Origin of the sequence: Shewanella sp. MTB7 (assembly GCF_027571385.1) — a bacterium.
In the GTDB taxonomy this organism is placed as follows: Bacteria; Pseudomonadota; Gammaproteobacteria; order Enterobacterales; family Shewanellaceae; genus Shewanella.
In genome coordinates this window covers 5,060,028-5,073,108 of record NZ_CP085636.1, presented here as the reverse complement: position 1 = coordinate 5,073,108, position 13,081 = coordinate 5,060,028, and the positions used below count along the sequence as shown (strand labels likewise).

Annotated in this window: 7 protein-coding genes, 1 pseudogene and 1 riboswitch; of the genes and pseudogenes, 7 read left to right on the top strand and 1 reads right to left on the bottom strand. The window is 42.6% G+C overall.

The window, feature by feature from the left end; translation table 11 throughout:
* Positions 1-262 precede the first annotated feature (262 nt).
* Positions 263-2,452, bottom strand: coding sequence for a TonB-dependent receptor family protein (locus tag HWQ47_RS22030; protein ID WP_269968142.1), 2,190 nt, complete (start codon positions 2,450-2,452; stop codon positions 263-265).
* A gap of 308 nt (positions 2,453-2,760) precedes the next feature.
* Between HWQ47_RS22030 and HWQ47_RS22025 the strand changes: the two genes are divergently transcribed.
* From HWQ47_RS22025 to HWQ47_RS21995, 7 genes and pseudogenes are all read left to right on the top strand, one after another.
* Positions 2,761-3,462, top strand: a complete 702-nt coding sequence (locus HWQ47_RS22025) for a DUF3581 domain-containing protein (protein ID WP_269968141.1) — start codon at positions 2,761-2,763, stop codon at positions 3,460-3,462.
* A 373-nt stretch (positions 3,463-3,835) separates the two neighbouring features.
* Positions 3,836-3,957, top strand: a riboswitch (glycine riboswitch).
* 435 nt (positions 3,958-4,392) lie between these two features.
* The gene (locus tag HWQ47_RS22020; protein ID WP_269968140.1) at positions 4,393-5,793 is read left to right on the top strand and encodes an alanine/glycine:cation symporter family protein; all 1,401 of its coding nucleotides are present in this window, start codon (positions 4,393-4,395) and stop codon (positions 5,791-5,793) included.
* Positions 5,794-6,025: 232 nt separating this feature from the next.
* The gene (locus HWQ47_RS22015) at positions 6,026-9,721 is read left to right on the top strand and encodes an ATP-binding protein (protein ID WP_269968139.1); all 3,696 of its coding nucleotides are present in this window, start codon (positions 6,026-6,028) and stop codon (positions 9,719-9,721) included.
* Positions 9,721-10,344: a hypothetical protein gene (locus HWQ47_RS22010; RefSeq protein WP_269968138.1), complete on the top strand. Its 624-nt coding sequence runs from the start codon at positions 9,721-9,723 to the stop codon at positions 10,342-10,344. The genes HWQ47_RS22015 and HWQ47_RS22010 overlap by 1 nt, the downstream gene beginning before the upstream one ends.
* Positions 10,344-11,585, top strand: coding sequence for a hypothetical protein (locus HWQ47_RS22005; RefSeq protein ID WP_269968137.1), 1,242 nt, complete (start codon positions 10,344-10,346; stop codon positions 11,583-11,585). Before HWQ47_RS22010 ends, HWQ47_RS22005 begins: the two co-directional genes overlap by 1 nt.
* Positions 11,586-11,626: 41 nt before the next feature.
* Entirely contained in the window at positions 11,627-12,499 is an 873-nt protein-coding gene (locus HWQ47_RS22000) for a DUF7281 domain-containing protein (protein WP_269968136.1), read from the top strand.
* A gap of 36 nt (positions 12,500-12,535) precedes the next feature.
* Positions 12,536-12,772: pseudogene (locus HWQ47_RS21995) on the top strand (phosphoenolpyruvate carboxylase); the annotation flags it as partial.
* Positions 12,773-13,081 lie beyond the last annotated feature (309 nt).

Below are 13,081 nucleotides of genomic sequence, written 5' to 3'. Positions count from 1 at the left end.
GTTAAATTCTAACAATGTTTGCCGATAATGCAAATCGTTATCATTATGTTTTTGATTAAGATCAATGTTTGTGAATTAAAGGTAAATTGAAGGTGAGTTTATTTGTGTAAGTGTTGATGGGCTGGGAGAGAGAGTAAGACTCTGTTTTATAATGAGTGTTTTCTAATGAAAGAGAATAAGGTGAACTAGAAGGCTCACCTTTTCTTGAAGACAATATCTGGCAAAATTATTCTAATCTTTATGTGAAACTTATTTGTTGTGATTAGAATTTGTACGCATAGCCCACTGAAATAGTCAGTGGTTTACCCGCAAAGTTAGAGCCATGAATTCTTGTGGTGATATATTTCTCATCAAAAAGGTTCTCTGCAGTGAGGTAAACCTCTTGCGCTTCACTGATAAAGTAACGTCCCGATAGATCGACAATGGTTTTTGATTTGATGAGATCATCTTGAGCGATATCACCTTGACCGGCTTTAGTACGGATATCACCGGTATAGCGTGCAGCTAAAGTTAGTTCCCAACTGTCACCTGTAACGCCCGCTGAGGCGAAGAGGATGTTTTCCGCTAGGTAGGGAAGTTTGTCGCCTTTAGTCACATCACCCCAAGCATCAAATTCAGATTCAAAGTTATTTAGGAATTCAGCATTGGTGTAGGTATACGCCAACTTTACTGGAAAGCTGATATCTCCTGCAGCGTTAAATTGGTAGCCTAAGCTCAATTCAAGTCCAGATACTGCCACTTCACCTGCATTATATTGGTTGTCGAGGTTCTCTTCATCACAGCCTTGAGCTGCGGTACAGTTACCGTGCATATTGCTGTAGTCGCTATAGAAGAATATCGCTTCTGAGTTGAACTCACCAGCGTTGAAACGTGTACCCGCCTCGTAGTTCCAGCTGTTTTCCTCTTCTCTATCTGCATTGCCAGGCGCGGCAGGTGAGAAGCCTTTTTGAACGCCAGCTAATACTAGCCAGTTATCATTGACCTGATAAGTGGCAGAGAGTGAAGGAAGCAAAGTTGAAAAGCTGTTACTGATGTCTTCAATGGGTTTTCCATCACGCTGTACGTTATCTTTGCCCCAATCGAGTCGATTGGTAGTGACATCTTCATAGCGAACTCCCGCTGTGATGTTGAAGTTGCCTAACTGGATTTTATCTTGCACGTAAAGGGCTATGGCCTCGGCGCTGTCGATACGGTTTGAATCGGTACCGGGAATACCGCTCTCCGTCAAGGTCATGACTTGATTTGCATCGATGTTATATTGATCTGTCCACTGGAATCTATCCATCGAATCCTCGTGGTAGCGAGCACCAAAGGCGATCTCATGGCTATCTAAAAACCAGTTAAGTTCAGTTTGTATTCCTTGAGAGACATAGCTGCGATTATTGGCCTTTACGCGCACATCAATGGGAGCAGAGTTTGGATTCTTATCAAATGCTGATGCATTTTCGATCCCGCCTTTTTTAAGGCTGTCTCCGCCGACTCTGTCTGCTTTATACCAGTTACGGGCAAACCCATTGTAGTAAGCCGTTGTGCCTAAGGTCAGGCTATCACTGAAGTCAATGAGATGATTGATCTGAAACTGTTTGTGCTCAGTATTCATCACATCTTTTTGTGAGGCAGAGTAACGTGCATAAGGTGTCGCTTCGAAATCAGCATCGGTGAGCCCCATATAGGTTTCATTTGAGACTTCGTCTGAGTATTTAAGCTTAAACTCGACAATTTGCCCATATTTAGCCCCTTCTTCTGAGCGAATGCTGATTTTGGCAAGGGCATCGCTTTTCTCGAAACCAGTATTGCCTCCGACACCATTGATATCTTTAAAACCATCGGCTTGGTAGCGATACACTTCGGCGACTGCGCCAATTCGTTCACCTTGTCCACCCGCATAGGCATGTATTTTGGCAAAGCCATTTTGGCCTGCAGCGACATCTATCTTACCCGCAAGCTCCTCTTCTGGAATTTGACGAGAGAGCATATTGATCACACCGCCTGTGGTGCGAGGTCCATACTTAACTGTTGAGCTGCCTTTGAGTACCTCAATCGACTGCATTCTGCCTGAAGTTGGAAAATAGTAGGCTGCAGGTGAGGCATAAGGAGCAGGAGCTGCCAGAACACCGTCTTCCATAATAGTTATCTTTTCAGAGCGATTCTGCCCTGTACCACGCATTCCTATGTTAGGGCGCAGACCATAACCATCCTCTTCCTGAATATAGATGCCTGGCACTGAGGAGAGAGTGCGCATGATGTCGGTGTATCTGAACGTTTCAAGATCAGCTTCAGTTAGCAGATGCGCGCTGCCAGGTACGGTGTTAATAGGGTTGTGTTTACCGAAGATGCTGATCTGTTCCATGGTCGATTGAGAGTTAAGCTCTTGGGCCATAACCTGAGGCGAAAGTGCGGTAAGTAGTGCCGTTGAAATTAGACTTAAGGATAGCGTAGTGCTGTGTGACATAAGAGCTCCGTATAGGATATGAACTGCGAATCATCTACATTATTGTTAATGGGATTGATTATCATTTGCGTGCATACTCTATTCTTACTGTATTAAAATTAACTTAATGGGCTGGTTCTTTACATTTGTTAACAACAACATTGGTGGGAGAGCGAATCTAGAAGTTTAAAGTTCAGCGACTAAGTCATCGGGTGAGTGTTTAGTGATATTTGCTATAGACTGTGCGATTATTTTATCTATACCTAAGCTATCTCTTCATTCTGCATCTTGGAGACGATGGGTTTTAATTGTGACTACATTGAGTGAATATGTTTCTAACACCTTATTTTAAAAAAGAAAATAAAACAGTTTTGATTACGCCATCTCAGGCAAGTGATTTTGCTAAGCATGTGGCTCAGGACTTTAATCCTATTCATGATGTTGGCGCTAAACGTTTTTGTGTTCCGGGTGATCTGCTCTTTTCTTTGGTTTTAGGCGAATACGGCTTAAGCCAGAAAATGAGCTTTACTTTTCAAGGCATGGTTGGTGATGGCGTAAAATTACAGTTCCCTGATTCAGTGGGTGAGCAGTTCAATATTCATGATGATAGAGACAAGCTGTATTTGAATGTTGAGCGCCATGGAGAGGTCAGAAATTGCAGTACTCAGATAGAATCCTTTATCCGCAGTTATGTTGCTTTTTCGGGGCTGAACTTTATCCATGTGCTGGTGCCTATGATGAAGCAACATCAGGTAATGATTAATCCGGCGCGTCCTTTGGTTATCTATGAAAGCATGTCTTTTGATTTAACCACGCTCGATTTTACCCAAGTGACCTTGTCACTGGTGGAGCAGGAACTGGTTGTCGACGGTAAGCGTGGTAATGTCACGTTAAAGTTTGAACTACACAGCGGCGATGCACTCGTTGGAACCGGTGTTAAAACCTTGGTTATGAGTGGTCTTCGCCCTATTGAAGCGGATAAAGTGCAAGGTATGTGCGATACCTATGAAGGTCGCAGAACCAGCTTTTAATCCCATTGGTTTATCTTTCTTTCTGTCATCCTGAGCCAGTCTCAGGATGCAGCTTTCTTACTCTTGTCTTTATTTCTTCGCTGTTTTAGACTCTCGGTTGCTTTTCTTGTTTAAAAAAAACGCACTTGTACAAATTGAAGCTAAAAGTGTGATCTATGTGTCTTGAGTCAGCCCTAGGATTATTGCACTCTGTGCTACTGCCAGATTTAGATACAAGATTAAATCTGGCAATCCGTTCGGATGAAGGTAGCAGGAGAGTGGGGAATTGCCCCCACACCGACGAGGCAACTTTAGACAATGACAATTACCTTGTAATGAGTCTGAGTCTAAATACTCTTTCAGGTGCCAATAGTGATTGGCGTGGACTGCTACTGGACGAGCCTCTGGAGAGATCGTAAGTCTGTTTTAACAGATATTACGGCGCCGAAGGCGAAAGCCCCACAATGATGTTTATTGTGGGGTGAAACGCTCAGGCAAAAGGACAGAGGAGAGGATGACTGTGATAGCTATGTATATACCCAAGTAACTTCAAGATGCAGGATTCAGCATGTCGAGAAGTGACAGAGTTCAAGGCATGAAATAGTTGGACTAGTTATTCTAATTCAATATTTCATAACACAGAAAAATGTTGCTTCTCGCCATGCCCTTCGGGAGTTCCCGTAGAATCCCTGCACTGCGTTAGTGATATCGACAAGGGAATAACCATTATCCTCAATCACTGCCTTGTTCAGCTATCCTACGGGGGCTCTGAAACGAGCACCTTGAGGTCTCTTGGGTATAGCTATCTAGGTCACTGTCGTTTGTCGCTGCGCTTTTTACCTTGCTTTTAAGGTAGAGCTTATCGTTGGTTGCATTCGTCAGTGACTACCCACAGCCATTTCTTGTTCGCTTCCGTTTATTAATCAAGCTGTTTAATATTCGAGAAAAGCAATGAATTTCCACACTTTAATAAACGATATATTGCCCGCACTTCTGGTCGATATAAATGCCATTGTCTGGGGGCCACTTACCCTGTGCCTGTTAGTCGGTACCGGACTTTACCTCACTCTAAAATTGAAACTTATTCAGGTCTTTCGTCTGCCATTAGCATTGAAATTAATGTTTAGGCCTTCAATAGGCAAGGGCGATCTCTCTTCGTTTGCGGCGCTTTGCACTGCCCTGTCTGCCACCATAGGCACGGGCAATATCGTCGGCGTCGCGACCGCGATTAAAATTGGTGGTCCCGGAGCACTATTTTGGATGTGGTTGGCGGCATTTTTTGGCATGGCAACTAAGTATGCCGAGTGTATGTTGGCGGTGAAATATCGCACCACTGATGCCCGGGGACAGATAGCAGGTGGCCCCATGTATTATATCGAGCGTGGACTCGGGTTAACGTGGATGGCTAAGTTGTTTGCTCTCTTCGGTGTGGGGGTGGCCTTTTTCGGCATTGGTACCTTTGCCCAAGTGAATGCGATTAGCGATGCAATCACCATCGCTTTTCATGTGCCAGCTTGGATCACCGCTTTGGTGTTAACCATATTGGTTGCGTCAGTTACGCTCGGCGGGGTGAAGCGTATTGCAAATGTGGCGCAAAAGTTAGTGCCCACTATGGCGTTAGGTTATGTTCTAGCGTGTGTTTGGATCTTGGTACTCTTTAGCGAGCAGATAGTACCAGCGTTTCATTTAATCATCGAGTCTGCCTTTACACCTATCTCTGCTGCGGGTGGTTTTTTAGGGGCTACGGTGGCACAAGCGTTACAAATCGGTATTGCACGAGGAGTGTTTTCTAACGAAGCAGGATTAGGCAGTGCACCGATTGCTGCTGCTGCTGCGAAGACCAATGAACCAGTTGAGCAAGGACTGGTCAGTATGACTGGCACCTTCTTCGATACTATTATTATCTGCACCATGACAGGCTTAGTATTGATCATTACCGGCGTTTGGAGCGGAGATACCGCAGGCGCTGCGATGACCAGTGCCGCATTTGCCAGTGGGGGTTCGGCACTTGTGGGTCAATATTTTGTGACTGTCGCCTTGGTGTGTTTTGCTTTTACGACCATTTTGGGCTGGCACTATTATGGTGAGCGTTGTTGGTATTATTTGATGGGCGATCGAGGTCATCGTGTCTATCAGGGGATATTTCTCAGTTTAATCGCTGTGGGCTCCTTTATTCATCTGGATATGATCTGGCTGCTGGCTGATACCGTTAATGGCTTAATGGCGATCCCTAACCTAATTGCTCTCATCGGCTTACGTCATGTTATCTACTTAGAAACAGTAAGTTATTTTGCTCGGCTGGCCAACGGGTCTTTAGCTAAAACAAACATTGATGTTCCTATAGTCAATTAATGCTCTCTCGGCTTGATGGCGAGTGCTAACTTAATCGCCATCATTGCCTAAATGCGCCCTATACAAGAGGATTCGCATTACATGGTGTAATGTGTTTACCCTAAAAATTTTTTGATAAAAAGCGTAACTCGGGCCAGTAACTATCGACAATACTCATCATTCCTTATAAATTAGCAAGTTCGCTCTTTTTATCGCATATCTGTACGAAATATCGTTCATACAAGGATTTATCATGGTTCAACAAGGCTACTCTCTGCTGCGCATTATTATCATCGACAGTTTTTGGAAAGGCCAAGTTAATGAGCTTGATTTAACCGGACACACTCAGCTTGAAGGAACCAATGGCGCGGGTAAAACTTCCCTTATGCGTCTGCTGCCACTTTTCTATGGTATGCGTCCTAGCGATATTGTTAGTAAGGTCGATCAAGCACGTAATTTTGCTGATTATTACCTTCCCCGTGACTCAAGTATGTTGGTGTATGAATACCAACGTCCTCATGGTCAAACTTGTATGGTATTGGCCAGTAGTGATGGCCGCGGAGTACATTTTAAATTTATCGATGGCGCCTATAATAGTGACTATTTTGTTGGCGAAGATAAAAAGCCCTATACCGTATCTGAGGTGGACCGATGTTATCGGCAGATGGGATGTGATCGTTCCAGTTTTCTCGGTATCGATAAATACCGTCAAGTCATTCAAAACTTACGCAGTGGCCGCAAATTAAAAGAAGTTCGTCAATTACAGAATCGCTATGCATTTAGTGAGTTGCCGTGTCCACACATTGAAAAAGTGATTAATGGAACCATAGAGAAGAATCTCGATTTTGAAGCAGTAAAACGCATGTTAGTCGAGATAGCTAGTGATCATCTTGCCCGTAACAGCGTAGATGAAAAAGAGCAAATAAGCCTCAATAAAGAGGAGATCACCAGCTGGCTTGCGGATATTCAGGCGAGTCGTGCAGTGCAAAAGGTCGCCGATAAGATTGGGTTATGGCAAGGCGATTTTGCAAGTTTAGACAGCCTATTAACTAAGTTACAGCATCTACATTTTGAAATCATTGAGCATCAAGCGAGACTTGAAGATAAGCAAACAGAATGCTCAAAGGCGAAACAAGAGAGTCAGGTGCGGTTGAGTGAGTTAGACAAACAGCTCAATGAAACCGTTGAAGCTTTAAGTAAACAGATTTTTGATTTACAAGCTAAAATCAGTGCAGATCAAAGCCATATCGATCTACTTGATGATGATAAAATGATTTTCGATGATGATGACGCACCTAATTACCAGCTTCAAGCTGATAAAGCGCCTCATATCCAAAATGAGCTCAACGAAGTTAATGCCATCATCGAGGCGTTTGAAGGTAATCTGAGTAAGGTGCAACAAAAGTTTACCGATCTGATCCAAAGGTTGGAATTTCAACATGTTAAAGATCAAGCTGAGAACGAGAAAAAATCGGCGGATATCAGTGTGGCTTCTGCTGCTCAACTTAGTAAAGTTGAGGGAGTTTATCAGCAACAGAGCCGTGATTTAGAGGAACAAATTAGTCATAAAAATCTTAATTTACAGCTAAAAAAACAAAATATTGAACATGAGTTACGCAGCGCGAAAGCAGAATTAAACCATGTCCAACTCGATCCGGCTTTATTGCAACATATTGAACAAAACCAGCACGCATTAAGCGATGCCAAAGATAAGCAAAATCAGTTATATCAGACTCAATCGCAGTCTCAATCCCTATTAAGCTCAATTCGTCAACAACGTGACAAACACCTCGACAAACATCAGCAAGGGAATCGTCAACTCGAAGCATTAAAAGCTGAATATACTCAAATCGAAGCGCAATTGATCCCAGCTGCAGGTTCGTTGCAGCACTACCTAGATAATGAATCTCAAGCCAGTAACTGGAAACATAACATAGGTCGATTACTGACTAGCGAGCAACTCACTCGTTGTGACCTTGACCCTCAATGGGTTGGTGGTGATAGTTTTTATGGTTTATCTCTGGATTTACAGCAACTGCAAAGCAATGATTCACTGTTTTTAGATGAGATGCAGTTGCGTGAGAAACGTGATGTTATTGCTAAGAATATTCAAATTCTAACCGATAAAATTGAGCAGCTTGATGAGCACATTAATCAGCTGGGCAAAGAGATAGCTGCGGCAGAATTAGCATGTACTCGTGAAGCACAAAATCTGCAAAAAAATGAGCTTAATCTGCAGCAGTTGAACGTACAGTTGGAAAACTTAGCTGTTAAAAAGCAGTTAGCCATTAAAGCGTACACCGAAGAGGTTAATGTACGGCTTCGCTCGCTTGAGAGCGACGGTAAGGATAATGCTAAACAGCAGCAGCGGTTTAACGAGAACTGCCAAGATCAACGTAACGAATTGCATAACCAAGTTCTCGAAAAGCGTATGGTGGTCGAAAGTGATCGTGACACACAATTAAGCATGCTGAGCCAAGAACACATTCAACTTGACGTTAATTATAAACAACGTTTAAAAGACCTTAAAAAACAACAAAATACCGATTTAGCAAAACTCGATCCTGATGGCGAAGTCGACAAACGAGTGAGTGAGCGTAAAGGCTTAATTACTGCGCGGCAGCTGTGTACCGAATTCGAGCAAAAAGCTCGTAAATATCATCATTTTATGAACAACAGATATTGCCACCGCAATGGTTTAGTCGAAGAAAATCAGAGCCGAATGGTTCAAAAGCGCAGTGTCGAAAATCAGTTAGAAGATTCACAGGTTTCACTGACAAGTGAGATCACTGTGCTTAGGCAGTTGATTAAAAAGTATAATCTGCAAAAGCAAGCGACCGATGACTTGCTTAATTTGCTCAATGATAGTCTGCAAAACTGTGTTAAGCATGGCATTGATGCACAGTTTGCTGAAGAGCAGCCGAGTAATCAGGCCGATCTCAGTGTGAGCTTTTGTGCCGATTGGATAAGCCAATTTAAAACGGTTGAAAAGCGACTAAGCGATCAACTCACTAAATTTAATGAAAGGTTTAGAAAAGACCACGCCGCGAGTGAACTCTACGAAAGCTGGCAAAAATTAGTGGCAGAGAATGATCATTATGATGCTGCTAAAACGCTGTTCAAATATCGTGAACCTATCGCCGATTTACTCAGTAGTGCAGAGCAAAAGCAAAAGAGTACTTATCAATTAGTGTCTGTGAATGCCAGTATAATTAATGAGTTCTATCAACATATTGAAAACTTTGGCCATCGAATTAAACAGATAGGTAAGCAGTTGTCAAACAAGGTTACTGCTCTGGCTCATTTCGAAGCGTTGGCGGATATTAATGTCACCACTGTGATGAAACAGGAAGAGTTAGATTATTGGGGGCCATTGCAGCAGTTTGCCAAAATATTCGAGCAGTACCGTGATCAGCTGCGTGAAGGGATTGGCGAAATCCCTGATGAGCTAGTTTATGCGATGCAAAAGCTGTCTGTTTATTTGCCCAGTGAAGGGTTTGTACTTAATCACAGCAACTTGTTTGATATTGAGTTTACCATCACCGAGAAAGGCCAAGTTAAACACGCCAGAAATGCCCGTCAGCTTAAAAAAGTTAGCTCGACTGGATTATCCTATCTGGCGATGCTGTCTTTGTTCACCGGTATTCTTGGTATGTTACGTGGAGAGAGTAAGCACAGTAGCCAAATAATCTTACCCGTGGATGAACTAGGTGAGTTGGCGGCGGAAAATATTGCGCTATTGCTGCAGATGTTTGGCGATAATCATATTTGTATTTTATCAGCGTCACCCTCTACCGATCGCCATATTCTGGCGCTCTATGAGCGTCATTATAAGCTTAAAGATAATAAGATATATCATGCTGAGATCCCTCAATCCCGTCTCGACGAATTGCTGGCGTTACGTGCAAGTCAAAAACAAGCGAGCGTCACGGCACAGGAGCAAAGCTAATGTTTAAACAAACCGTGCAACAATTACTGACGGGCGCCATTATTTGCGAAACCGCATTTGATGAAGAGTTTCAATTTCTTAAGCTTGCTGCTGAATTTGAACGAGTGAATGATTTCCTGGAAAATATTGACCGTAAATTAACCTATCATGAAAGCGCGGATGCGTACTATTGTACTTACATCAAGGTAGATAGTAGTAATACCGCTGAGCTCATGGCTCTATTTAGCGAGATGCGCGGCACCTTTAGACCCTTAGTCGAATTTCTGGATCTATTGTTAACGGCAAGCAATGCGGATTTACCGATCCATGGTAAATCAGTTGTGAATATTAACGAGCTATTTGAACCTTTCGAACAAGATCAGACTCTGCGCGATCAGTTACGTCGTTTAACCTCAATTAAACCCTTTAAAACCAATAAAGAGGAGACTCGTGAACAACTTGCAACGCTATTTACTAAGCTGGAAGAGATGCATTATTTTGTGCGTAAAAATCCAGGCAGTAGCCGCTATTATGCCACAGCACGCTTCGATATTATTTACACCTTGATTGAGTTTTTAAATGACTCAGAGCGGGTCGAATTACCTAATGATCCACAGGTTCAGCAAGATGAGTTACTTTTCTAGTGGCGGGCTTTGATGCGGGACAAGTCGCGGTCTTACTGCGTAAGATAGGGGCGAATGATGAGCTGTTAGCAAACGCCTACGTTTTTGGCAGCATCACCAGTGACGAGCAAGACGTTAAAACCATTAGCACCTTACACAAAGCTGGGTTACTGCGTCCAGATGACGAGCCCGGTGAGTTTCGAGTGACCACTGACTTTAAACGAATGCTCAATCGTTTAATGCGCAAGCAGAGTAGTTATCGTCAATTAACTGATATGGGTAAAGTGATTGATGCACTGGATGAAACGGTTAAAGATTATCATCTTTCAGTGCAGTCAAAGGAGCATGACGATGCCGAGTTCTATCTCGATCAACTAGACGACTTGCTGTATGAAACCAAAGATGGCCTCAATACCAACTTGGATAACATGCATTATGGCATCGTCAGCCAATTTGGTTTCGTGAGTACTTTAGCCAACAAAATCAGACAAAATGAACGTTATTTAAACCACGCCCAAAGTTTATTGACTGAGTTACAGCAGATCGATCCGGAAGCCTGTTACGAGTGGATAAATTGGCCCTGTCCCAATGAGTTTGCACGTAAAATTACTGGATTTATTTACTGGTTTAATCAGGTGTTACCTCGTTTGCGCTTTATCATTGATAACATGCGCTTGAGTTTATTCAGGTTGCGTCGAGATGAGAAGCAAGCCAGTCAACTGCGCAATATGGCGCGTTTTTTACGCCAACACCCAGAGTTTGAAATTAATGACAATCTGTTTGAAGACCCAGAGCTCCCTGATGTTTTAAAACATGCGCCACCTATGTCATTAAGCTGTTATGTCGAAACCCATAACACAGAGCATGAAGCCTCATTGATTGCCATCGTTCAAGCCCTGCGTAAGCAAGTGGCTAGCGTGCCCGTTAAAGTGCGTGACAGCGGTGAGGTTACACTCACTCCTGTTGAAAAAGTGGATTATCAAGTGGACTTTTTTGACCAGAAAACCGAGCAGTTGTTCGAGTTAGTCATTAGTGAAAACAGTCCCGTTTCCGCCGTCGAGTTTTGGACTTCGTCTCAAGTAAGCTGGCAAGGTGACTCACAAGCTATTCACCCTAAGGCTTGGATTGAATTAGTGTTTAGCGCATATTGTTCATTAACCAATGAGCAACAAGATGCGTTTGATATTGAGATGAAAGAAGTCAAAGTGGCTGGTACATCGGATAACTATAGCTATAGCGATGTAGTGATAAGCCTAAAGTAACCTTACCTCGAATTCAGGTTTACTATGTTGGAGTGACTATTTTGAAGCTAGGAGTGTTTAAGTTTACTCAAGCTTTACTGCGGGATAACCCTACTGGGGGAAAAGTTAAAATTGGAGATACAAAATATCTCAAAATTTTACGCGATGAGTATTTCTTTGGTATCGAAGAGAATGGTTTTCTTAAGTTTACCTTTGCGAACAGATTATCACTGATTGAAACGGTCAGGTTGAATGATAAGTTAGATCTGTTAAGCCCTTATCCTGACAAAAAGAGTCGAGAGAATATTGCTAAGGGCCACAAAGACGAGAAGCTCAATAGCTACCCTGTGAGTCGTGATTTCGTGCTTATCAATACCCTCAATAAATTTCATCTCAACGGGCTAAAGTTTGCCAAAACACCTTTTACCTCGTTAGGGCTCTCTATAAAAGCCCATGAGATCATCTCAATCGAGCATAGACAAATCGTGTTAGTCGAAAACCTAACTCTTATGGCCAACTTAGAGGCATTAAGGATACCGGATAGCCTTAAAGAGGCACTGTGGGTCTACCGTGGGGATGTGAAACCTGGACAACAAACAGGGATGGCTTATGAATTTTTTAGGCGTTTTAATACACATAAGTTGATCTGCTTTAGTGATTTAGATCCAGCAGGAATACAGATTGCTATATCCAGTGGTGCGAGTTACTGGTTAACACCAAGTGACTGTGAGCTGGCGATCAAGCTCAAACAGCAACTAGCAGGCGTGGAGCAGGAGTGGATGAATCAGACAGATGCCAAAACTTACCTAGAGACGCAAGAACACCTTCCTAAGCAATGCAATCTAGCATTTGATTTGATGAAAATTCAGCACCATACCTTGCAACAAGAGCATATGTTGGAACATAAATTACTCTTATCCCTGTTTGAGCTTTAACGTTTTGATAGAGCAAAATTTACTTATCAGTGTGTTGTCGATCGCTATTTCTGTGCGGTCATCGATTCTGGACGTAGTCAGTCTGCATTGGAATATTTGAGTGAAAATGAACTTCCTTGGGATAAGGAGAGCTGGCTCTATCAAGTAATTTGTGGTTATGAGGGCTTGCCTCAAGAACATAAGGACTATTTTGAGCTGGAGCCCATTGGAGAGCCAGATCCTATTTACACTGGTAACTTTATTATTCGCGATGTTGAGCTGGGTTTTGCTTAGAGGTATAACTATTATAATTTAAAAGCCGATATGGTCGACAGCCTTATCGGCTTTTTTATTGCTTTTTAATGACTCGATAACCCCTAATTTTCGAACAGGCTGAATGATTACTCTGTATCAGGCTTTTGTTTGCATTATTATTCTTAAAAATATTATGAGTACGGCGTTTAAAACTAGCTCGATATGTGCTGATTGTATGAAAGAGTTTGTATTTGTAATGCCAATGTAAAACTTATGAAATTGTTTTTATTGATGATCCCTTCGGAACCTTGTTACTGTAAGCCTTTTAATTAGTGTTACATTAATGTG